Here is a 22,904-nt window from a genome sequence, read left to right on the forward strand (position 1 = left end):
CTGTGTTGCTCCACCGGTCCAACTTAGGTCGGCTTATGTGCCGAATCGGGCACGGGACACGCCGTCGGGAAGACCTTGGCCATGCGTTCGACAGGGCCGCCGGGGCAGGGCCGGGCACGCCGTAAACTGGTGGATCGGCCGGTCTCCTGGCCCCCTGGCCCGCTCACCGGCCCCCTGGCCCTCTCACGTACGGGAAGTCGCAACGTGTCGCTCACGATCGGAATCGTCGGTCTGCCGAATGTCGGCAAGTCGACCCTGTTCAACGCCCTGACCAAGAACGACGTGCTGGCGGCCAACTACCCGTTCGCCACGATCGAGCCCAACGTGGGCGTGGTCGGCGTGCCGGACGCGCGGCTCGCCAAGCTGGCGGAGATCTTCAAGTCGGAGCGGATCCTGCCGGCGACCGTCGACTTCGTCGACATCGCGGGCATCGTGCGCGGCGCCAGCGAGGGCGAGGGCCTGGGCAACAAGTTCCTCGCGAACATCCGCGAGTCCGACGCGATCTGCCAGGTCATCCGTGCCTTCAAGGACGAGAACGTCGTCCACGTCGACGGCAAGGTCTCGCCGAAGGACGACATCGAGACGATCAACACCGAGCTGATCCTCGCCGACCTCCAGACCATCGAGAAGGTCCTGCCGCGCCTCCAGAAGGAGTCGCGCATCAAGAAGGACATCGCCCCGAAGGTCAAGGCCGTCGAGGAGGCCAAGGAGATCCTGGAGAAGGGCGACACGCTCTTCGCGCACGGCATCGTCCAGGGCACCGAGCGCAACGAACTCCTCCACGACCTGCACCTGCTCACCACCAAGCCCTTCCTCTACGTCTTCAACGTCGACGAGGAGGAACTGGTCGACGAGGACTTCAAGGACGAGCAGCGCGCCCTGGTCGCCCCCGCCGAGGCGATCTTCCTCAACGCCAAGCTGGAGGCGGACCTCGCCGAGCTGGACGAGGAGGACGCGATGGAGCTGCTGGAGTCGGTCGGCGCCCAGGAGCCCGGCCTCGCCACCCTCGCCCGCGTCGGCTTCGACACCCTCGGCCTCCAGACCTACCTCACGGCCGGCCCCAAGGAGTCCCGCGCCTGGACCATCAAGAAGGGCGCCACCGCCCCCGAGGCCGCCGGAGTCATCCACACCGACTTCCAGAAGGGCTTCATCAAGGCGGAGGTCATCTCCTTCCACGACCTGGTCGAGACCGGCTCGGTGGCGGAGGCCCGCGCGAAGGGGAAGGCGCGCATGGAGGGCAAGGAGTATGTGATGCAGGACGGGGATGTGGTGGAGTTCCGCTTCAACGTGTAGTGCCTGAGTCCTTGATCGGCTAACGTGGCTGGTCAGGGCATGAATCCCCAGGTCAGGGGCCAGATCATCGAGTCTGGCCCCTTCCTGTTTTCTCCTGCGGATTCAGGCTGTTTCCGGGTCGTGTGCTGACTTGGTGCTGACCCTGGCGGCGACTCTCAGAAGCTCTGACCTGGGGCTCCGGTGGGAGAGGGGAGGACAGCCGAAGGGATTGACCCGGACGAAGCGACGGCGGACCGGTTTCCCGTTCTGGAAACCCGAACCTCTTGTTGTGCAGGCTGCCGGCTGGGAACGATGAACGGGACACCGGAGCAGGGGAACGAGGGGGGCACCGTATGAGGCTGACGAAGCTGGCCACCACCTGTGAGAACGGGGACTGTCCCACCCTGTATGCGACCGACAAGGGAACCCTGATCGTGCAGGGAGGCGTGCCGACGGGACACGGCCTCGACGTGCCGGAGGGCGAATCCCTGGTGGAAATCCCGATGGACCTCATCCGGAAGGCAATCCGTGATCAGCGCATCTAACGACCTGGCTGCCCGCTTCTCCACCTTCCAGGAAGAGGCGTTCCGGCTGGAGACCCTCGACGACTACAGCAACTCGGGCAACCCTGCCGCCTTCCGTGCCTTCCTCGCGGGGGAGACCAAGCCCGCCGACTACAACGCGGGCTGGCTGGAGACCGTGCGAAAGGCGACGGAGAGCGGCAAGCGCATGGTGCGCGTCCACGTCCTGTCCCGCCCGCTCACGCCGTACCTCCGCTACGAGCTGAGCTGGGGTTACCAGACGAACATGACGGCGGGTGAGGAGTTCCACATCCTCGACACGACCGACCGCCCGAATCCGCTGGAGGGTGTGCCCGATTTCTGGCTCTTCGACGGCCGCGAGCCTGTGGTGCTCAACTACGACGAGAACGGCGCGTTCACCGGGCCGACGTTCGTCCCGGCACCGGGAGCGTTGCCCACGGGCGAGGAGTCCCAGTACGCGACGTATCGAAGCGTCGCCCTGGCCATGTCGGTGCCGTTCACCGAGTGGTGGGGAAAGCACGGAGCAGCGTGAATCAGGCAGAACTCGGCGCCGCGCTGCGGGCGCTGCGGCAGGTGTCCGGCAAGGAGGCCAAGGCCGTCGCCCGCAGCGCAGTCATGTCGACCGCCAAGCTGTCGAAGATCGAGAACGGCCGTGTCGCCCCGGCGACGGCGGACGTGGAACGCATCCTCACGGCCTTGGACGTGTCCCCGGAGATCAAGGCCGAGTACCTCGCCGTAGCCCGTGCACAGGCCACAGAGGCGACCGCATGGCGCCTGTTCCGGCGCATGGGCTACCACAAGAAGCAGGAGCAGATCAGGGCGTTGGAGTCTTCGATGACGCTCCTGCGCCTCTTCCAGCCGTCCCTGGTCCCCGGTCTGCTCCAGACGCCCGAGTACATCCGGGCAGTGTTGGAGCCGAAGGGCCTCACGGACGAACAGCTCTCCCGTACGGTCTCCGCCCGGATCGAGCGGCAACGCGTCCTGTACGACACCAGCAAAGCCCTGCACTTCGTGGTTACGGAACCCGTCCTGCGCTGGCGTCTCCTTCCGCCCGCGATGATGGCGGGCCAGCTGGACCGCATCGTGTCGGTGTCCCGCCTGCCGAACGTGGACGTGCGCGTGGTCCCCCTCGACGCGCCGCAGCGCGACGTGCCCGGTCACTCCTTCGTCATCCGGGACGACCGTGTGGTGACGGTCGAGACGACACACGCTGAGGTGGTCGTCACCGACCCACGGGACGTCTCTCTGTACGTCGAGAAGTTCGACCGCTTCGCCTCCGTGTCCCTTGCTGGAGACACAATGCGCGCCCTAGTCGAGGACATCAGGGACGCGTTCTTGCGCGAACGGGAAACGCCCTAGCTTCGGCCCCTCGGACCGGCTGAGCATGGCCTTCTCGACGAGATTCGGGGAGGCATACGAGATGCACGGAGAACCGTCGACGCTGCCGGAGCCGGTGGCTTCTTCCCTACCGCCGGCACGGCCGGAACCCGTCCCGGGCTGCCGGGACTGCCTCGGCCTCGCGGTACAACGGGCCAACGCCGGATCGGTCTGGGACTACTCCAAGGTGTCCGACATGAACGTGACCCTGCGCGCACACCTGCGGGACGCGCACGGGGGCGAGTAATGCCCCGCGCTGTGCTGCGGTACGTCACGCACCGCATCACCCAGCACCCAGACACCGACGTGACGTTCGAGGCCGAGTGTCTCCGCTGCGACTGGTCGGCGACGCCTTCCGAGGACGGGGCGGCCGTGGACATCGGGTGCATGGGGCACATGGGACGCACCGGCCACGAGGGATTCAGGCGGGTGTGCACGTCGTTCGCTCTGGTGGCTTCAGTTGCCGTCAGACGCGCTGGAGGCGACGCCGACGGCCCCAGCACGCGACACAGACACGAACCTCCGTATGAGATCGAACAGGACGAAACCCATGGCGAAGCGTTCCGAGCCGAAGAAGACGATGACCAAGGAGGAGTGGATCGAACAACAGCTGGCCAATGCCCCGGAGCGGACGGCCGAGGATGTCTGGTGGGTGCTCAACAGGTTCGGCTTCCCGACGGAACAGGTGGAGGCGGCCTACCAGGCGATGCTCCGGGAGAAGGAGGAACGCGCCGCAAGGCGCACAGCTGGAGCCCTGAGCTTCATCGCGGCTCCAAGGCTCCGCGCCACTCGGCGAGCCGGTCAGCCTGCCTGGCTCACGAGACGGGCTGTGTTCAGCTGAGCGGGGATGCGCAGGCCATGAACGGTCCTGCCGCCCGGCTCCACGATTCTCCCCTGGCTAGAGCTGCCGCGCCTTCCGAGCGCAGCGACGTGACCACTGGGGTCAGGAAGTCCGTACGCCAATGCTGCACGGCCTCCGGCTTCATGCCGCTCGCCTCGACCGAGGCCCCCGCCCTGGCTTCGAGTACGGACGCGCCCTGCGCCGCGTCGTCCCCGGTCCACTCGTCCACGTGCTCGGCCACCAGGGCCCACGTCAGCTTGATCATGCGCGGATCGTACGGACGGCGGCGGGCGGCGTGAAGAGCCAGAGGTGAGAGCGGGGGTGGGGGGTACGACCCCCGAAGGGGCCCGTCGTCGGCCGCCGCGTCTTAGCAGCTCGGGTTCTGCCACGGTTCCAGGGGCGACGGGACAGCTGTGGCGCTCCCTCCGGCGGCGATAGAAGCCGCAGGTCAGCGGCGATCCGACCGTTCTGCAGGGCATCCGTTGGCACTGCACAGGAATGAGAAGCGCTCAGGCCGCGGCCTCGCCGGGGTCCTCGTCCTCGTCTTCCGAGGAGCCGCCCCGCTCGTAACCCGACACGTCGATCTCGCGGCCGTCTGCGAGCCGTCTCTTGTGCGGGGCGACGTTGTGCTTGGCGGGCGGGTTCCGCTGCTCCTTCTCCTCTCTAGAGTCGGCGGCCGACCCGGTGTCCTGGGACTCCTCGGCGACGTTCTGTTCCTGGGCATGCCTAGCGGCCAGGACGGCGACGGCCAGGGCTGCGCTGCCGACCGTGCCGGCCACGGCGAGGATCTTCGGCTTGTGCTTGCTGACCCAGCCCTTCGCCTTGGTGAAAGAGGTGGGCTCGCCGTCCTCGGGGATGGGATCGCTGGGCGTGGAGTCAGTCACGCGCACAGATCTACCGGACCCGTCCCTCGCCTGTCAGGCAATCACCCGACATCGCCCGATCAGGTTCCGTGGCGCTCGTACGTCTTCGAGTCTTCGCGAAGGTGCATCCTCTGGCCGCCGCAGCGGATTGCCGTCTTCGCTCTGTGGCCCGCCCGCCGGACGGCTCTGCTTGGCGTCGGCCGCGAGGTGCCTCTCTTCCCATAGAAGGCAGCTCTGCCGCTTTCTCTACTACGCTTCCCGCGTGGACTCGGCTGCCGCCGAGATCGTCGGCGAGGTCCGCGACGAGCACGACGGGCTCGACACGCTTGCGTGGAACTCGCATCGACGGCTGGAAACGGCCGCGCGACGTGCGTCACGCCGCAGGCATCAGGGTTGGCGGCCCGCGCGACCGCCATGACATACCGGGAAGAAGAGCCTTGGCCCTCAAGAAGACAGACCTCTACAGCTCGCTCTGGAAGAGCTGCGACGAGCTGCGCGGCGGGATGGACGCCGGCCAGTACAAGGACTACATCCTCACGCTGCTCTTCGTGAAGTACGTCTCCGACAAGGCCAAGGCCGACCCCGACAGTCTCATCGACGTCCCGCCCGGCGGCTCCTTCGACGACATGGTCGCCGCCAAGGGGGACAAGGAGATCGGCGACCGCTTCAACAAGATCGTCAGTCGTCTCGCCGAGGCGAACGACCTGCGCAACGTCATCGACCTCGCCGACTTTAACGATGAGGAGAAGCTCGGCAAGGGCAAGGAGATCCAGGACCGGCTCTCCAAGCTGGTCACGATCTTCAGCGACCTGGACTTCCGCGGCTCGCGCGCGGAGGGTGACGACCTTCTTGGTGACGCCTACGAGTACCTGATGCGCCACTTCGCCACGGAGTCCGGCAAGAGCAAGGGGCAGTTCTACACGCCCGCGGAGGTTTCGCGGGTTCTGGCCAAGGTGGTCGGCATCACCAAGGACACTCGCCAGGACCAGACGGTCTACGACCCGACCTGTGGCTCAGGCTCGCTGCTTCTGAAGGTCGCTGCCGAGGCTCCGCGAGGCATCACGATCTACGGCCAGGAGAAGGACAACGCCACGTGGGCGTTGTCCAAGATGAACATGATCCTGCACGGGAACGAAGACGCAGAGATCCTCAAGGGCGACACGATCACGAGCCCTCAGTTCACCAACGGGAACGCACTCCAGACGTTCGACTTCGCCGTGGCCAACCCGCCGTTCTCGATCAAGTCCTGGAGCAACGGGCTGGAGCAGGAGTACGGCCGCTTCGAGTACGGCCGACCGCCGGAGAAGAACGGCGACTACGCCTTCCTGCTGCACATCCTCAAGTCACTCAAGAGCACGGGCAAGGCGGCGGTCATCCTCCCGCACGGCGTGCTCTTCCGCGGCAACGCCGAAGCTGAGATCCGTCGGCGCCTGCTGAAGCAGGGGTTCATCAAGGGCATTATCGGCCTCCCCGCGAACCTCTTCTATGGGACCAGCATTCCCGCCTGCATCATCGTTCTGGACAAGGAGAACGCCGTCGGCCGCACGGGCGTCTTCATGATCGACGCGTCCAAGGGCTTCATCAAGGACGGCAACAAGAACCGCCTTCGCAGCCAGGACATCCACAAGATCGTCGACGTCTTCACGCGACAGACCACGATCGACCGCTACTCGCGCATGGTTCCGCTGTCGGAGATCGCCGATCCGAAGAACGACTACAACCTCAACATCCCCCGCTACGTCGACTCCTCCGAGCCCGAGGACATCCAGGACCTCCATGCGCACCTGCACGGCGGGATCCCCGACCGCGACCTCGACGCGCTCGCCGGTTACTGGGACGCTTTTCCGCAGCTGCGCGCCCAGCTGTTGCAGCCGAACCGTCCTGGCTACAACGATCTGACCATCGACGCTGACGAGATTCAGCAGGTGATCCTCGGCTCGCCCGAATTTCAGAAGTTCGCCGCCGGGGCCCGCACCCTCACGTCCGAGTGGTTTAGCGCACATCGCGATCGGCTCGAAGGCATCGACGCTGACACCCAGCCGAACGACCTTATCGCCACGCTCAGCGACGATCTGCTCGATCACTTCAAGTCGGTGCCTCTAGTGGACGAGTACGACGTCTACGAGCAACTCATGACCTATTGGCATGACGTCATGCACGACGACGTCTTCATGATTATGAACGACGGCTGGACCGAGGCCGCCAAGCCGCGCAAGATCACGGCAGACAAGAACCGTGCGCTGTCCGAGACGCCCGACCTATTGGTGGGGGCTGGTCGCAGCGCCGTCAAGTACAAGATGGACTTGATCCCGCCAGCTCTGATTGTGGCGCGCTATTTTGCCGACGACCAAGCCAAGCTCGACGAGCTTGTGGCAGCAGCCGAGGATGCCGGCCGTGCGGTTGCGGAGTACATCGAGGAGCATGCCTCGGAGGATGGGCTCCTGGCGGGTGCCATGGACGAAGAAAAGATCAACAAGGCGCTGGCGTCGGCCCGCCTGAAGGCCGCGCGTCACGAAGGAACGGATGACGACGAAGTGGAGGCCCTGGCGCACCTGATCAAGCTGTATAACGCAGAGGCCGTGGCCAAGAAGGCCGCTAAGGAAGCAGAGGCGGCGCTCCATCTTGCGACACTGAAGAAGTACGGCGACCTCACAGAGGGCGACGTGCGGAAACTCGTACTGGACGACAAGTGGTGGACGACGATCACGGTGCGCGTGACCTCTAGGGTTGAGGCGCTGACGCTCGCTTTGGTGAGTCGTATCAGGGAACTTGGGGAGCGCTACGCCAAACCCGTCGGCGTGCTGGTCGCAGAACTGGAACATCTTGAATCCAAAGTCGCCCGGCATCTGGCCAACATGGGGGTCCGGTGAGCGCCCCGCCCGGCCCGCGGTGGCCTTCAAGCACCGTCGGTGAGCAGTTCGACGTGCAACTCGGGAAGATGCTCGATGCTGCCCGGAATACGGGCGAGCCTAAGCCATACCTTGGGAACCGGGCGGTGCAGTGGGGGCGGATTGACGTCAGTGCCGCTGGCGTGGTTCCCATGACCCGGGCAGATATGCATCGATACCGTCTGCGCCAAGGTGATCTCCTCGTATGCGAGGGGGGGGAAGTCGGTCGTGCGGCGATTTGGCAGAACCAACTTGCCGAGTGTTACTTCCAGAAGGCCCTGCACCGATTGCGACCCAAAGGCGGCTTTGACGTTCGGCTTATGCTGGCCTTCCTTGAGTACTGGGCGAACACCGGAGCATTCGCGAACTATGTGACACAGACGAGCATCGCTCATCTTCCCCGCGACAAATTTATTTCCATGCCGCTCCCCTTTCCGTCGCCGTCCGAGCAGCGACGCTTGGGTGAACTGTTCGATGATCTAAACGGTCTGGCCACTGCCCTGCAGCGCTTGATGGCCAAGAAGCGGGCGATCAAACAGGGGCTCATGCAACAGCTCCTCACCGGAAAGACGCGACTGCCGGGCTACCGGGAAACGTGGAATGAGGCTCGGCTCGGAGACCATGCCTCAATGAGTAGTGGCGGGACGCCGCCCTCCGGCGTGGCCAAATACTACGGTGGTGGAATCCCGTGGGTTTCTATCTCGGATATGACGCGAGCTGGCCGTTTCGTCCACGCAACGGAAAAAACCCTCAGCGCTGACGGACTGGCGCACTGCACTGCCAAGCTATATCCGGAAGGTGCCGTCTTGTATGCGATGTACGCATCGCTCGGTGAGTGCGCCATCGCCATGGGCCGCGTGTCGTCCAGCCAAGCAATTCTCGGCATCGTGCCTGGTCGAGACCTCCATCGCGATTACCTCTACTACTGCCTCACAGCCATGAAGGCACAGGTTAGGGAGATGGGTCAGCAGGGAACCCAGGCGAACCTAAATGCCACCATGGTTCGTGACCTCCGGATCCTGCTTCCTCCTTTGGATGAGCAGGAGGCCATCGCTAAGGTGCTGTCTGATGCGGATGACGAACTGGATCACTTGCGAGTGCGTCTCGACAAGGAGCGGGCAGTGAGAACGGGAGTTATGCAGGAACTCCTCACCGGCCGAACCCAGTTGTCTGGGGGAACGGAGGACGCCAAGTGAGCGATGTCGGGCAGGTTGAGCGTAAGTCCCAGAAGCGGGTCGTATCGTTGTTCAGGGATCAACTGTGCTACCGCTACCTCGGCAGCTGGGAGCGACGCGCAGGAAACTCGAACATCGAGGTCGAGCTGCTGGAGTCGAACCTGCGCGCCCGCGGCTACAACAGTGCCCTCGTTAGCAAAGCGATTGACCAGCTCAAGAAGGCAGCCGCGCTCGGTAGCGGTCGTGACCTGTACGAAGCGAACCGCGCCGTCTATGACTTGCTGCGCTACGGGGTCAAGGTCAAGCCGGGCGCCGGTGAGCATTACGAGACGGTCTGGCTCATTGACTGGGCCGACCCGCAGGCCAATGACTTCGTCGTCGTTGAGGAGGTGACGATCGTCGGGAAGCAGACGAAGCGCCCCGACATCGTGCTCTACGTCAACGGCCTTGCCCTGGTGACTCTGGAGCTCAAGCGTTCCCGGGTGGCCGTGAGTGAGGGTATTCGGCAGACCATCGGAAATCAGACGCCCCAGTTCATTCGGCCGTTCTTCTCTACTGTGCAGCTCGTGCTTGCCGGCAACGACGTGGAGGGCCTGCGCTACGGCGTCATCGATACGCCTGAGAAGTACTGGTTGCAGTGGAAGGAACCCTCCGGTGTCGAGGAGCCGCTGGACCGGGCTCTGCTCCAGATGTGCGGTAAGGAGCGGCTGCTTGAACTGATCCATGACTTCACCGTTTTCGACTCCGGTATCCGCAAGGCGTGCCGACACAACCAGTACTTCGGCGTCAAGGCCGCGCAGGAACGTATCGGCCGCCGCGAGGGCGGCATCATCTGGCACACCCAAGGCTCGGGGAAGTCGCTCACGATGGTGTGGTTGGCGAAGTGGATCCGGGAGCACCAAGATGACGCCCGAGTCCTGCTGATCACCGATCGCACCGAGCTGGACGAACAGATCGAGAAGGTCTTCAACGGCGTCAAGGAGCAGATCTATCGCACCAGCAGTGGAGTGGACCTCCTGGACACGCTGAACAAGTCTGCCGAGTGGCTCATCTGCTCTCTCGTGCACAAGTTCGGTAGCTCGGCGGATGGCAAGGACGGATCCAAGGCCGACAACGAGTTCATCAAGGAGCTCAAGGCTAGGATCCCCAAGGGCTTCAAGGCCAAGGGCAACCTCTTCGTCTTCGTCGACGAGGCCCACCGCACTCAGTCCGGCAAGATGCACGACGCGATGAAGGACCTGCTGCCGGGCGCCATGTTCATCGGGTTCACGGGGACGCCGCTTCTCAAGGCGGACAAGGCCACCAGCATGGAGAAATTTGGGTCGTTCATCCACACGTACAAGTTCGACGAGGCCGTCGAAGACGGCGTCGTGCTCGACCTCTGTTACGAAGCCCGCTCCATCGACCAGCACCTGACATCGCCGGCGCAGGTGGACAAGTGGTTCGAGGCCAAGACTCGCGGCATGACCGATCTGTCCAAGGCAGAGCTGAAGAAGCGCTGGGGCACGATGCAAAAGGTCATCTCCTCCGAGCCTCGGGCGAAGCAGATCGTGCAGGACATCTTGCTCGATATGGAGACCAAGCCCCGCCTGATGGACGGGCGCGGTAACGCCATGCTCGTGGGCGAGAGCATCTACCAGGCATGCAAGTTCTACGAGCTGTTCTGCAACGCGGGCTTCCGAGGGAAGTGCGCCATCGTCACCAGCTACGCCCCGAGCCCCGGAGATATTTCCAAGGAGGACTCCGGCGCAGGCCAGACAGAGAAGCTGCGTCAGTACGACATCTATCGAAGGATGCTCGCTGACCACTTCGGCGAGTCCGAAGACGCCGCCATGACGAAGGTCGACCAGTTTGAGCATGAGGTCAAACGGCAGTTTGTCGAGGAGCCCGGCCGGATGCGCCTGCTCATCGTCGTCGACAAGCTCCTGACCGGGTTCGATGCGCCGAGCGCCACGTACCTCTACATCGACAAGAAGATGAGCGATCACGGCCTGTTCCAGGCGATCTGCCGGGTCAACCGACTCGACGGAGACGACAAGGAGTTCGGCTGCATCGTCGACTACCGCGACCTGTTCAACTCCCTACAGGACGCCATCACCGACTACACGTCCGGCGCACTCGACGGGTACGAACCACAGGACATCGAGGGCCTGCTGACTGACCGGATCGAGAAGGGGCGAGAGGCTCTCGACGAAGCGCTGGAACGAATCCGCGCGCTCTGCGAGGTGGTTGCACAGCCCCGGAACACGCTCCAGTACCAGCAGTACTTCTGTGCGGCTGATCCCGGCAACGCCGAGCAGCTCAAGGCCAACGAGCCCAAGCGTGTCGAGCTGTACAAGGCGGTAGCCGCGGTTACGCGGGCCTTCGCCAACCTGGCCAACGACATGGAAGCCGCCGGATACACCAGCCAGGAGGCCGAGGACATCCGCACTGAGATCCGGCATTACACGGATGTCCGCGATGAGGTGAAGCTCGGAGCCGGCGAGGACGTCGACTTCAAGCAGTACGAGGCCGGTATGCGGTTCCTTCTGGACACCTACATCCAGGCGGACGCGTCCGAGACTGTGTCCGACTTCGAGGACACCGGCCTCGTTCAACTCATCGCCGAACTGGGCGCCGGGGCCCTCGACAAGCTGCCGAAGGGAATCAAGAGCAGCCCTGAAGCCGTCGCCGAGACGGTCGTCAACAACATGCGCAAGCTGATCATTGAAGAGCATGCGACGAACCCGAAGTACTTCGACAAGATGTCGGAGCTGCTCGACGCCATAATCGAGGAGCGGCGTCAGGGCGCGATCGAGTACCAGGAATACCTCGCCAAACTGCTGGAGACTGCCGCGCAGCTTGGCAGGGGAGAGTCTGACGACACGTACAGGTATCCCGCCTGGGCCAACAACGGGGCGAAGCGGGCCCTGGTCGACTTCTTCCTCCCTGATGAGCGACTGGCTGTCGAGGTCGACACCGCAGTGCTCCACTCCAAGCCGCATGCATGGGTGGGTAACCCGTTAAGGGAGCGGAAGGTTCGGAACGCGCTGAAGCGAGCGCTGCCCGACGATTTCGACCGGCTTGATGAGCTCCTTGAACTGGTGAAGGCAAGGCATGAGTACCACTAGCGCCCGTCTCGCGGTCCGGGGCATTGACGTCCACGTGGTCTATAAGGACATCAAGAACCTACACATCGGCGTGTACCCCCCCATAGGGCGCGTCCGGGTGGCCGCCCCTCAGCAACTGGATGACGATCAGGTTCGCCTGGCCGTCATCCAGCGGTTGCCGTGGATCAAGCGCCAGCAGGATCAACTGCGCTCGGCTGAGCGACAGTCAGTGCGCGAGATGGTCAGCGGAGAGTCTCACTACGTGTGGGGTGTTCGACGACGCCTGAAGGTCATCGAGCGGCCGGGGCGCCCGCATGTAGAAATCGACGGCGACCGAATGCTGCTCTACGTGCCGAATGGGACGAGTGACCAGCGCCGTCGTGACCTGCTCGACCGGTGGTGTCGTGAGCAACTCCGCCAGGCGATCCCTGCACTCATCGAGCGCTGGGAGGCGAAGCTGGGGGTTTCGGTGCCGTGGTGGGGTATCCGCCGGATGAAGACCAAGTGGGGCTCCTGCAACCGGGAGACCCGCCGCCTGTGGTTCAACTCCGAACTGGCCAAGAAGCATCCAGAGTGCCTTGAGTATGTGGTCGTCCACGAGATGGTCCACTATCTCGAACGTGGACACGGTCAGCGCTTCGCTCAGCTGATGGACGGCTTCCTGCCAGACTGGCGTAGTCGCCGTGATCGTCTGAATGCCGCACCACTCTCTGACGAGCTGTGGACGGGGCGTTGAGTGCAGCAAGGACTGCTTATGTCCGGACGAGGCATTCTCCACGGCAACAGCCTCATGTCTGTCCGGAAGCCCGGAGAGATCCTGGACGCATTTCCGTTGCTCGACAATATCGAGTGACGTTTATCAGATATGCGAGTTAAAGATCGCGGGAGGCGTCCCGCTTCTCCCTTGGTCCCATCAGATGACGATGATGCGGAAGGTGCTGACCCCATGGCGAAGCTTCGGTTGACCGTAGGGCGGGGGCACGTCGAGGAGCTGGCACGCCTGCGTCATCCCGTGGGAGCCGTCGAGGAGCTGATCTGGAACTCTCTCGACGCGGACGCCGAGACTGTCACCGTCGTGCTTGAGCGCAACGACTTCGGTGGAGTCGACCGGGTCGCCGTGATCGACGACGGTACTGGTATCGCGGCGGAGAAGTGCAGCGACTACTTCGAGCAGATCGGTACGTCCTGGAAGAAGCGCACGCAGGTCAGCGAGGTCAAGAAGCGCGTGCTGCACGGGAAGAACGGGCGAGGCCGAGTCCGGGCCTTCGCGCTCGGCAGCGAGGTGCGCTGGACCAGCGTGAGCGGAATGCAGGGGATCCGCCGTCGTGTGGTCATCGAGTCCGATCGCGGCTCCATGGACGAGTTCGACGTCAGCGATCCCGAGCCGACGGCTGGCGCGACGGGGACGATCTTCGAGGCGTTCGGTGGGGAGGACCTCCAGAAGCTGACCGAGGACGCCGCCCGTACCGCGCTCACTGCCGCCTTCGCGCTCCATCTGGAGGCATACCCGGACATCTGCATCACCTACGACGGGACGCGGCTGGACCCGGCGTCGGAGCAGGTTCACGTCGAGACGTACGACGTGGCGGCTCCGCCGGGCAGTTCTCACCCGTCGGCCCAGCTGAAGATCATCGAATGGTCGCGTCCGTACTCCCGGGCTCTGTTCCTCTGCGACGGCCGAGGTATGTCCTTGGCGCAGCTGAAGCCGGAGATCCAGGCTCCGGGCTTCCACTTCACGGCGTACCTGTCCTGGTCGGGGTTCGAGGACGATTCGGTCGGCGACCTCGCCTTCGCCGATTGGACACCGGAGGGGCCCGCTGCCGAGGTACTGGCCGAAGCCCGGGAGCGTATGCGTGAGCACTTCCGTTCCCGCGCCGACGAGCGCCGTCGTGAGCTCGTCGACTCGTGGCGTGCTGAGGGCTTCTACCCCTATACAGGCGAGCCCTCCAATGACCAGGAGCGTGCGGAGCGCGAGACCTTCGACGCTGTGGCGACCGCGGTCGTCCGGCACCTGCCGGCGAGTAAGAGAGCCCAGAAGGTGTCCTTCGCGCTTCTGCGTTCGGTACTGACCCACGAACCGGGCGAAGTGCTCCGTATCTCAGAGGAGCTCTTCGCGCTCTCCAAGCAGGAGCAGGCGGAGCTGAGCCGACTGCTGGATCGTACGCCGCTATCAGCCCTGATCAAGGCGTCAACCGCGACGACCGGACGCCTCGACTTCTTGTCGGCTCTGGAGCACCTCGTTTTCGACCCCGTGGCCAAGGGGCGGGTCAAGGAACGCACCGAGCTGCACCGGATCCTGGAGAACGAGTGCTGGATCTTCGGTGAGGAGTACGGGCTGCACGTTAGCGACCGCAGTCTGAACGAGGTGCTGAGACAGCACTGTCGTCTTCTCGATCGGGACACACCTGCACCGGCCCCTGTTCTGAGGGAGGACGGGAGTCGGGGGATCGTCGACCTGATGCTGTCCCGTGCTGCCCGGCAGCGGAAAGGGGAGCGTCACCACCTCGTGATCGAACTCAAGAGGTCGAATGCCACACTCGGCATGTCCGAGTTCACGCAGATCAACAGCTATGCACAAGCGGTCATGAACGACGACAGGTTCCGGGACCCCAAGGTGACCTGGGACTTCTGGCTCGTCGGCAATGCCATGGACGACGGCCTTCGTCAACTTGCCCACCAGCAGGACCGGATGCCTGGATGTGCTGTCAACCAGCCCACGTATCGGATCTGGGTACGAACCTGGGGCGAGATCATCGAGGACGCGCAGGAGCGGCTCCGCTTCTACAGCGAGCAGCTTGAGTACCAGTCGTCGACCGAGCACGCCATGGACTATCTGATCAGGGAACACACTGACGCGGTCATGGATCTGGTGAGAGACGGTACGGTGCCCGCGGCCAGGGCGGGGGACAGTGGAACGACCGGAGCTGCCACCACCTCGTGAGGCCCCATCCCTACGACGGTGAAGGGCAACGGTGGAAGGGCATGGGCAAGGGGCAACGGCGTCAGAAACTGGACGTGAGCCTGGACTCCTGCCGCCCCGCGGCCCCGAGGAAGGCAGCGGCGAAGAGCAAGTACGGGAGTCCAGCCTCGTAAGTCGTCTACATCAAGAACGGCCGATAGGCCGCTTCCTGGTTGGACCACTTCGCGACTTCGCGTACTTGCTCTTCGCCGCTGCACAGGCTTACGGCTTTGCCGCTGGACGCAATCGCGTACTTACGTAAGTCGTCTTGCTCGTTCAGCGGCTCCTTCGGGGAGCCGCTGCCTTTGTCTGGCGGGCTTCGAGGCTTCGGGCTTTCGTAGTCCCCAGTGGCCTGCGTGCTGGTCGGCCACAGGCCGCCTGTGTCCAGGATCCTGACGTTCCGCGAGGTCTTCGTAGATGCCCTTCCATTAGCCGGAGTCCCCCGCGTCCCGGACGGGGAAGATGGTCACAGAGTCGTCCGGTACGGCACCGTCCAGCCGCTCCTTCACGGAGAACGACAAGCGGGCCGGGGTCTACATCGACCACCAGCTCGGGCAGATTTCCATGCGCAAGTGGGCGGAAGAGTGGCTCGCGCAGCACCAGGTGAACGAGTCGACCCGACGGAACTACCAGGGCTTCATCTCGAACCACCTGGTTCCCGCGCTCGGTGCCCGCACCCTCGCCAGGGTCACTATCCCGGACGTGAAGAAGCTTCAGACGGCCATGGTGAACGGCGGATTGGCGGCATCGACGGTCAACGACCGCATGAACATCCTGCGCGCCATGATGGCGACGGCCGTCAAGGAACGGCGCATATGCGAGAGCCCGTGCGACGGGGTGCCGCCAATCAAGACGGCAGGCGCCGCCGTCGACCCGGACGAGATACCGACGCTCGCGGAGGTGTACGCCATCGCCGCTGCCATGTCCGATCAGTACCGGCTCACGGTATGGCTCCAGGCGGGCGCTGGGCTGTGTATCAGTGAGGCTCTGGGGCTGACCTCCGACTGTCAGCGGAAAGGCTTCCTGCGGCTGCGTAGGCAGATCAGCGCCAAGGCGAACCAGGGTGACTGCGTGACGCGGTTTGTGCCGCTCAAGCACCGCACGGCGGACGAGTACCGGGACGTGCCCACGCCGACGTTCCTTGACCAGGAGATCGGCAACCACCTGAAGCGCTGGGGCACGGTCGAGGTCGACGGCGTAGAGGCGTTGTTCGCGCCGCGTGAGCGGGGCAAGGGGAAGATGCCCACGGCGTCGACGTACGGCTATCACTGGCGGAAGGCGTGCGCGGCGGCGGGCGTGGTCACCCCGGACAAGAAGCCGAAGTACACCCCGCACTCCCTGCGCCACTTCTTCGCCTCGACCGCGCTCGCGAACGGCGTTCCGATCCACGAAGTGAGCCGCTGGCTCGGTCACCGGAACATCAAGACGACCGTCGACACGTACGGGCACCTGGTGCCCGGAGGCGTGGGACCGGTGCCGGGACGTGATGCAGCAAGCGCTTCGGCCGTCGCCGATACGCGCCGTCGCCGTGGCGGCGTGACGTGCTGACCCGACGACACGGTGCTGACTTGGTGCTGACCCTGCACCCCTCCAGAGGGCAGAAACCCTTGGGAACACTGGGAAGGAAGGGGTTCCATGAACGTTCCGCTTCAACGTCTGATACGTCCGGCGAAAGGTCGTCTGACCTGCGGCGGAGTGGGTCGGGCGGCCAGAACTCGACAGCGCCGAGCACCCCGCCGAGGTCCTGAACTGGCGCCTCACCGCTCAACCGAACCGGCGCACGCAAGCGGCTCGCAGACCACGCTTCAGGAGCAGTTCCACTCCTCGCTGGGCAGCGCGTGCCACAGGTCGAGCCAGTCGTGGAGCAGGAAGAGGGGCCGGGTCAGGAGGACGTCGCCGGCGCGCTGGGAGCGGATTGCCAGGCCGAGGTCGGCGAAGACCGGATCGCCGGCGACGCTGTACGCCAGGCCGCCAGGCCGTGTTGTGCGGTGGACGAGCCAGTCCTCCACGTGGGCGGGTGCGCAGCCGGTCAGCGGGGCCTTGTCCAGTCTCACCTGGGGGCCGGTGAGGGCGTCTGCGGCAACGCACCCCAGGCGGCCGTCGCGAAAGAGGGCCCTGATCCCGCTCTCAGTGAAGTCGGCGTAGTCGAGCTGCTGGTCTTCGCCGTGGTGGGAGTAGGACGAGACGGCCGGTCCTTCGCCGAGGACGCGGGTGATCTCCTCCAAGGTCATCCCGAAGTGCAGGGGGCCGACTCCTACGTACGGCGTGAACGTCCACTCGGCGCGCTCCTCCTCCCGGGCGATCCGCCACGGGCCGCGATACCCCGCCCCGCTTCCTGGAGCGGCCACGGGCGGCTCGGGTGCCGGCTCGTGCGGGGCGGCCGGGCTGGGCGCGGTCCGGTCCTCACGCCGGTGGCCGAGTCGTTCCGGAGCCGCGGTGTCCTCGGGTTGCTCTTCCAGCCAGCGGCCTGGCCGAGGCGCTGTCCCGCCGAGCGGGGCGCACGGTCACCCATACCGAGATCGGCCTCCAGGCCAGCGATGACGACCTGCGTCGTCTATGAGGTGATGGGCGAAGGCTTCGGCGTGTGGCCACCCGGGCCGCAGGACACGACCGCTTTTCAGTTCGCGGTAACGCGGGTGGTCCGAGTCCTTCCTCGTCACGTAGCGCTCGATCACATAGCCGTGCCCGATCTCCTCGGGGTGCCGGAACGGCATCTGTCACCTCTCCGGGTACAGGTCGGTACGGTCGATCCAGGTGAGGGCGACGAAGATGTTGTCGCCGGCGGGGGCTTCGGAGGCTTCCAGCAGGGACCAGGTGCGGGACTCCTCGACCAGGTGCTCCCAGGGCGCGGCCCAGTCGAGTTCCCAGTCCAGGCCGGTGCCGGAGACGCCGTACGTGCAGTCGGCGTCCACCCGCCAGAACTGGGAGTAGAGGATCACCTGGGCGTGGTCGGCCAGGTCGTTGACGATCTCGGCGAAGCGGGCCGAGGGCCAGCGCGGGGCGTCGTCCGCAGCGGTGGCTCGTAGGCGCGCCGTGAGCGGCGGGACGACAGGGCTGCGTGCGCCGAGTTCGGTCAGTGCCCAGCGGATGGCGACGGGCTCGCTCCAGTCCGGTGGCGTCGCCCGGTCGAGGCAGTTGCGATAGGCGTGGCGCAGGGGGTCGACCGCGCCGTCGATCTCCAGGCTCGCCAGGGCCGTCGCGGCCCAATCCCGGACTGTGGGGTTCTCGCTGCCCAGGAGGGCGATCAGAGCGGGGCCGCAGCGTGGGTCCGCCACTTCTTCGAAGACTTCGATGGCGGTCAGCTGACCGAAGCCGCCGAGAGAGGGCAGTCCGTCGATGATGGCGGGGATGGCTTCGGAGCCGATGCCGATGAGTTCTGCGCGGGCGTCGTACGACGGGCCGGTCGAGTCATCGAGCTGCTGGATGAGTCTCTCGATGTGGGTGGTCATGGATGGTCGCGGCGCCAGAAAGTGGGGAGCCACCAGCAGAGCACCGAGCGGTCGTCGGGCCACGGGGCGCGGTCCTCGACTGCCCAGTCCTCGAAGGAGTCGCGTGTCAGGTCGATCGGGCGCCAGGCAGGGTCCAGCGGCTCGCCCTCGGCCGGAGGGCGGACGTACCGCCGGCTGTGTTCGTCGCAGGCGCCGAAGTCCTGGTAGTTGCGCTGGGCCTCGATCAGGGAGACCTTGTTCGCCCCGCCTGCCATGGTCGGCCAGCGGAACTGGAGCCCGTCGTCCTCCCAGAAGCAGACGGGGCAGATCTCGTAGGAGCCGGGCATGGCGTCGAGCACGCGGTGCCCGCAGCAGGGACAGGGGTAGCGGTCGCTCATCTGCGCAGTCTCGTTGCGGATCCGCCCGGTGCGCCATGGATTTCTCGGCCTCGGTACCCCGGCCGGTCCGCAGCCAGTCCGCGGGACACCCGTAAACGGTCGTCGGGAGCCAACGCGGCGGCCGAGGAGCCGCCGTGTCGTGGAAGCTCGCCGTCCTGTCGGTCCCGCCGCGACCTGTCCGTCCCAGCGGGAACTGGACCTGCCGGGCCTTGCTGGCGCAGGTGCGTCGCGAGCGGGTGCCGACCCCGTCCGGCAGGAATAAGTTTCAGGTTGGAACTGAAACTAAATCTGGTAGGCTGCCGCTGAAGCAGGCGCGACGAGATGCAAGCCAACGAAGGAGGGGATCTGCTGATGGCTTCGACGCCGAGTCGAGCGCTGGCCAACTATCCCAACCGGTTCGACTCCGCAGCGCTCGGTGAACTGCCTGAGCGATTGCAGTCCACCGTCAAGCGGCGAAACAACGTGCTGGGCCCCGGTTACGCACTGAACTACCGCGAGCCGGTCGAGTTCGTCTCGGGCCGAGGCGCTCACCTGTTCGACCGGGACGGCAATGACTACCTTGACGCCTACAACAATGTGCCGTGCGTCGGTCACGCACACCCGCACGTTGTCGAGGCCGTGTCCCGCCAGCTGGCGGCGGTCAACACCAACACGCGCTATGTGCAGGAATCACTCGTCGACTACGCCGAGCGCCTTGTGGCGACCATGCCCGAAGCGCTCTCGAGGGTCAGCTTCGCGTGCAGCGGGTCGGAGGCGAACGACCTGGCCGTGCGCGTGGCTCGCCACCACACGGGCGGCGAGGGAATCGTAGTGACTCGCTGGGCTTACCACGGTCTCACTCGCGAGGTCGCGAGCTTCTCGCCGACGCTCGGCGCCGGGTCACCGCTCGGGCCGAATGTGCGGCTCATCGATGCTCCTGATCCGCGACTCGTCCCGCCGGGTTCATCGCTTCCCGACCACATGCGAAGCCAGGTGCGCGGCGCGATCAGCGACCTCGAGCGCCACGGCTACAGGCTTGCGGCGCTGATCACCGACTGCGCGTACTCGAGCGACGGCATCTTCACCGATCCCGTCGGTTACCTGCGTGACATGGTCGAGGAGGTGCACGCCGCGGGCGGCGTGTACATCGCCGACGAGGTCCAGTCGGGATTCGCCCGGCTCGGAGAGTCGATGTGGGGGTTCAGCCGCCACGGGGTGCTTCCGGACATCGTCACGATGGGCAAGCCCATGGGCAACGGCATGCCGATCTCCGGCGTGGTGTTCAGGCCCGAGGTGTGCGAAGAGTTCGGGCAGAATGTCCGTTACTTCAATACCTTCGCGGGCAGTTCGATCGCGGTTGCCGCCGGTGCCGCGGTTCTGGACGTCTTCGAAGCGGAGAACGTGCGGCAGCGGGTCCTCGACAACGGCAGGGCCCTTCGAGCCGGCATCGAGGAGATCACTCGCGAGTCTCCCCACGTCGCGGAGGTCCGCGGCAGTGGCCTGTACGTGGGCGTCGAACTGGTGAAGGACCGGGAGTCGCTGGAGCCCGATCGTGTCCGCGCCGACCACGTCATCAACGACATGCGCGAGCGTCGCGTCCTCATCAGCGGCACCGGGGAAGGAGTCAATGTGCTCAAGATCCGGCCGCCGCTGGCCTTCGACTCGGCCGACGTGACGCGATTCCTCGAAACCTTCGCGGAGATCGCCGAGACGCGCCTGTAGCAGGCCGAAAGCCGAAGGGACCGAACGTGAACACCTCGCCCCCCGCACGTATCGCCCAGCAGTTGTTCGAGGAGAGCGGCCTGGCATCGTCCCACGAGCCCATCGAGACGGACGTGGTGGACGCCCTCGTCGCCCGGCACTACCGGCTGAGCGGACATCTCGAACGGCTGGCAACCGAGAAGGACGACACGTTCCGGTTGCGGACCGCCACGGCCGACCATCTCGTCAAGGTCTCCCCGCCCGACGAGGCGGTAGCTGTCGTGGCTCTGCAGACGGCTGTGATGCGCCACCTCGAAACCGAAGCTCCTCATCTCCCCGTCCAGCGGGTCAAGGAGACCGTCGAAGGCAGCGACAACGTACCGATCGAGACGAAAGACGGCGGGGTTCGAGTCCTGCGCGTCTTCGACTTCGTCGAAGGTGCCGTCCTGGCGCGGACGAACCCCGATCCCGACCAGCTTGCCAAGGCCGGGCAGATGCTCGGGCGAGTGGATCTGGCACTGCGGTCATTCAGGCATCCAGCGGACGAGCGGCGCCTTGTGTGGGACCTTCGGCACTTCGACCAGCTGCGGGAGCTCATCGAGTACACGCCCGGCGCCGTGCACCGTCGGCTGGCACAAGAAGTGTTCCGCCTTTTCCGCGAGGCCGTTGTTCCGAGGCTGGGTGATCTCGAGACCCAAGTGATCCATGGTGACTACAGCCCTTACAACGTCCTGGTGGATCCGCGCACGGACAGCTTCGTCACAGGAGTGATCGACTTCGGTGACAGCATGCGTAGTGCTTTGATCTTCGATCCTGCCGTGTCTCTCGCGAACCTTCTCGGCCGGACACCAGGGGATCCCTGGCGTGAGGCATGCGGCTTCGTCGCGGGATACGAGCGGGCCCGGCCGATCAAGGACACCGAACTCCCGCTCCTGCCTGTCGCCGCGCTGGCACGCCTCACACTTCGCGCGCTGGTCACCCATTGGCGCGCGGAGCGAGTGCCCGAGCGTCGCGACTACCTGCTGGAGCACGCCAGAGACGACTGGGTCAACGTGGAGCGGGCCATGGCCGTCGCCATGGAGGAGGTCGTGGCCCGCTTGCTGAGCACCCGCCCTGACAGGCCTTGAGCGGCGGCACTGAGGCGGCGACGAACTGCCCGCAAGTCCGGCAGATACCACTGGTTCGGGCCGCGTACGGTCTCGCTAAGGTCATGAGGTGAGCAGCATCAACCCCACACCGCGCGACTACAACAAGGCAAGTGTCCTTGACGTGGTTCTCTCCCATGCGCCGTTGACCCGGAACAAGCTCATCGAGCTCACGGGGTTGAGCAAGGCGACGGTGTCGCGGGCCGTCGAGGATCTGCGCTCCGACGGGTTCGTCGTGGACGGGGGAGTCGACGCCGTCGCCGGACGCGGCCGTCCGTCGACGTACCTCGATGTGCCCGAGACGGCCGGACACGTCGTGGGGGTCAGCTTCGGCGCCCTGACCACCGGCGTGCTGGTGACCGACCTACGCGGCCGTGAGATCGGACATGTGACCGTTCCGACGGTCGAGCACCACGACGTCCCCGCTGCCGGCCGGTGGCTGGTCGACCTGATCGAGCAGACCAGCGCCTGCGCGCGAGGGCCACTGCGCCAGGTCGTCGCGGCACTGCCCGCCCATGTCCGCGACGGTGCCGAGGTCTTCCGGCCTGCCGATGCGATGAGAATCTACTCCGGCAGAGACCTCCACCGAACGGTCGAAAAGCTCGTCGATGCTCCAGTGACCTTCGACAGTGACGCGAACGCGTCCTTGCTCCAGGTGCTCATGGACGACGCGAGCGTCCATGACGCCGCCCTGTTCAGCGTCAGCAGCACCCTGAGTTTCGCCACCTGTAGGGATCAGGAACTGGCTCGGGGACGTACTCCTGCCTTCGGCGACATCGGTTCCCTCTCCTCGGGCATCGACGGCCGCACCCTCGACGGGCTGCTGGGCACCGCGGGGCTTGTGAAGTTCGCTCGTGAACACGGACTGGACATCGAACGCGTCGAGGACCTGTGGCTGGCACCCCAGGACCATCGAGCCCGTGCCGAGACGGTGGAGGCGTTCACGACGGCGGTCACGACCGCCGTGAGCATCGTCGCCGTGACACTCGATCCCGAATCCGTCTACTTCGTCGGCCGGTTGCGCCCCTTGGTGGACGAGGTGCTCCCCGAGGTACGCAAGCGACTCGAACAGTCCTTGCCGGCCACCCCCCGGATCACGACCGTCTCCCAGGTCCTGGGACTCTCGGTGGCACGCGGCGCGGTGCACGCCTGCTTGGCCATGACCCACAACCGCCTACGGGACGCGCTCCTCAAGGCACGCGGTCAGGGACCGCGGCAGGAGCAGGCCGCGCCGGCATTCTGATCCG

At 65.3% G+C, this 22,904-nt stretch carries 21 protein-coding genes; 15 read left to right on the top strand and 6 right to left on the bottom strand.

Annotated elements, in window-relative coordinates:
• The first annotated feature begins 204 nt into the window (after positions 1–204).
• The 6 genes from ychF to ALMP_RS38975 all read left to right on the top strand — a co-directional run bounded on the left by ychF (position 205) and on the right by ALMP_RS38975 (position 4,032).
• Complete coding sequence (ychF, locus tag ALMP_RS38950; protein WP_264936710.1) at positions 205–1,293, top strand: redox-regulated ATPase YchF; 1,089 nt, start codon at positions 205–207, stop codon at positions 1,291–1,293.
• Between the two features lie 332 nt (positions 1,294–1,625).
• Positions 1,626–1,817: a hypothetical protein gene (locus ALMP_RS38955; RefSeq protein ID WP_030145782.1), complete on the top strand. Its 192-nt coding sequence runs from the start codon at positions 1,626–1,628 to the stop codon at positions 1,815–1,817.
• Entirely contained in the window at positions 1,801–2,346 is a 546-nt protein-coding gene (locus ALMP_RS38960) for a DUF6879 family protein (protein ID WP_264936711.1), read from the top strand. The genes ALMP_RS38955 and ALMP_RS38960 overlap by 17 nt, the downstream gene beginning before the upstream one ends.
• Positions 2,343–3,173, top strand: a complete 831-nt coding sequence (locus tag ALMP_RS38965; RefSeq protein ID WP_264936712.1) for a helix-turn-helix transcriptional regulator — start codon at positions 2,343–2,345, stop codon at positions 3,171–3,173. The genes ALMP_RS38960 and ALMP_RS38965 overlap by 4 nt, the downstream gene beginning before the upstream one ends.
• Before the next feature lie 61 nt (positions 3,174–3,234).
• Positions 3,235–3,438 (top strand): hypothetical protein, encoded by a 204-nt coding sequence (locus ALMP_RS38970; protein ID WP_030145785.1) that lies wholly within the window; start codon positions 3,235–3,237, stop codon positions 3,436–3,438.
• 303 nt (positions 3,439–3,741) lie between these two features.
• Positions 3,742–4,032 (top strand): hypothetical protein, encoded by a 291-nt coding sequence (locus tag ALMP_RS38975; RefSeq protein WP_264936713.1) that lies wholly within the window; start codon positions 3,742–3,744, stop codon positions 4,030–4,032.
• On the opposite strand, the gene ALMP_RS38980 is transcribed toward ALMP_RS38975, so the two are convergent.
• Both ALMP_RS38980 and ALMP_RS38985 read right to left on the bottom strand, forming a co-directional pair.
• Positions 4,025–4,297: a hypothetical protein gene (locus tag ALMP_RS38980; RefSeq protein ID WP_264936714.1), complete on the bottom strand. Its 273-nt coding sequence runs from the start codon at positions 4,295–4,297 to the stop codon at positions 4,025–4,027. The two genes, ALMP_RS38975 and ALMP_RS38980, sit on opposite strands and share 8 nt — an antisense overlap.
• Before the next feature lie 244 nt (positions 4,298–4,541).
• Positions 4,542–4,916 carry a hypothetical protein gene (locus ALMP_RS38985; RefSeq protein WP_264936715.1) on the bottom strand — a complete coding sequence of 125 codons (375 nt, stop codon included), beginning with the start codon at positions 4,914–4,916 and terminating at the stop codon, positions 4,542–4,544.
• Positions 4,917–5,332: 416 nt separating this feature from the next.
• On the opposite strand from ALMP_RS38985, the gene ALMP_RS38990 reads away from it, so the two are divergent.
• Positions 5,333–7,765 (top strand): type I restriction-modification system subunit M, encoded by a 2,433-nt coding sequence (locus ALMP_RS38990; RefSeq protein ID WP_264936716.1) that lies wholly within the window; start codon positions 5,333–5,335, stop codon positions 7,763–7,765.
• A gap of 26 nt (positions 7,766–7,791) precedes the next feature.
• On the opposite strand, the gene ALMP_RS38995 is transcribed toward ALMP_RS38990, so the two are convergent.
• Positions 7,792–7,974, bottom strand: coding sequence for a hypothetical protein (locus tag ALMP_RS38995; RefSeq protein ID WP_264936717.1), 183 nt, complete (start codon positions 7,972–7,974; stop codon positions 7,792–7,794).
• 129 nt (positions 7,975–8,103) lie between these two features.
• Here ALMP_RS38995 and ALMP_RS39000 point away from each other — a divergent pair, with 129 nt between their 5' ends.
• From ALMP_RS39000 to ALMP_RS39020, 5 genes are all read left to right on the top strand, one after another.
• A complete protein-coding gene (locus ALMP_RS39000) occupies positions 8,104–8,979 on the top strand; it encodes a restriction endonuclease subunit S (RefSeq protein WP_264936718.1) in 876 nt (291 codons plus the stop codon).
• Positions 8,976–12,068 (top strand): type I restriction endonuclease subunit R, encoded by a 3,093-nt coding sequence (locus ALMP_RS39005; protein ID WP_264936719.1) that lies wholly within the window; start codon positions 8,976–8,978, stop codon positions 12,066–12,068. The genes ALMP_RS39000 and ALMP_RS39005 overlap by 4 nt, the downstream gene beginning before the upstream one ends.
• Before the next feature lie 34 nt (positions 12,069–12,102).
• Positions 12,103–12,783 carry a M48 family metallopeptidase gene (locus ALMP_RS39010; protein WP_264936720.1) on the top strand — a complete coding sequence of 227 codons (681 nt, stop codon included), beginning with the start codon at positions 12,103–12,105 and terminating at the stop codon, positions 12,781–12,783.
• Positions 12,784–12,993: 210 nt separating this feature from the next.
• The gene (locus ALMP_RS39015) at positions 12,994–14,988 is read left to right on the top strand and encodes an ATP-binding protein (protein WP_264936721.1); all 1,995 of its coding nucleotides are present in this window, start codon (positions 12,994–12,996) and stop codon (positions 14,986–14,988) included.
• A 480-nt stretch (positions 14,989–15,468) separates the two neighbouring features.
• Complete coding sequence (locus ALMP_RS39020) at positions 15,469–16,554, top strand: site-specific integrase (RefSeq protein WP_264936722.1); 1,086 nt, start codon at positions 15,469–15,471, stop codon at positions 16,552–16,554.
• A 257-nt stretch (positions 16,555–16,811) separates the two neighbouring features.
• On the opposite strand, the gene ALMP_RS39025 is transcribed toward ALMP_RS39020, so the two are convergent.
• The 3 genes from ALMP_RS39025 to ALMP_RS39035 form a co-directional block, all read right to left on the bottom strand.
• Complete coding sequence (locus ALMP_RS39025) at positions 16,812–17,354, bottom strand: hypothetical protein (protein WP_264936723.1); 543 nt, start codon at positions 17,352–17,354, stop codon at positions 16,812–16,814.
• Between the two features lie 369 nt (positions 17,355–17,723).
• A complete protein-coding gene (locus tag ALMP_RS39030) occupies positions 17,724–18,455 on the bottom strand; it encodes a HEAT repeat domain-containing protein (protein ID WP_264936724.1) in 732 nt (243 codons plus the stop codon).
• Complete coding sequence (locus ALMP_RS39035; RefSeq protein ID WP_264936725.1) at positions 18,452–18,832, bottom strand: CPCC family cysteine-rich protein; 381 nt, start codon at positions 18,830–18,832, stop codon at positions 18,452–18,454. The genes ALMP_RS39030 and ALMP_RS39035 overlap by 4 nt, the downstream gene beginning before the upstream one ends.
• A 351-nt stretch (positions 18,833–19,183) precedes the next feature.
• On the opposite strand from ALMP_RS39035, the gene ALMP_RS39040 reads away from it, so the two are divergent.
• The 3 genes from ALMP_RS39040 to ALMP_RS39050 all read left to right on the top strand — a co-directional run bounded on the left by ALMP_RS39040 (position 19,184) and on the right by ALMP_RS39050 (position 22,900).
• On the top strand, positions 19,184–20,533 hold the full coding sequence (locus tag ALMP_RS39040) for an aspartate aminotransferase family protein (protein ID WP_264936726.1): 1,350 nt from the start codon (positions 19,184–19,186) through the stop codon (positions 20,531–20,533).
• 26 nt (positions 20,534–20,559) lie between these two features.
• Positions 20,560–21,639 (top strand): phosphotransferase, encoded by a 1,080-nt coding sequence (locus ALMP_RS39045; protein WP_264936727.1) that lies wholly within the window; start codon positions 20,560–20,562, stop codon positions 21,637–21,639.
• 88 nt (positions 21,640–21,727) lie between these two features.
• Positions 21,728–22,900: an ROK family transcriptional regulator gene (locus tag ALMP_RS39050; RefSeq protein WP_264936728.1), complete on the top strand. Its 1,173-nt coding sequence runs from the start codon at positions 21,728–21,730 to the stop codon at positions 22,898–22,900.
• Positions 22,901–22,904 lie beyond the last annotated feature (4 nt).

The sequence above is a fragment of the Streptomyces sp. A012304 genome, assembly GCF_026008495.1.
Taxonomy (GTDB): domain Bacteria; phylum Actinomycetota; class Actinomycetes; order Streptomycetales; family Streptomycetaceae; genus Streptomyces.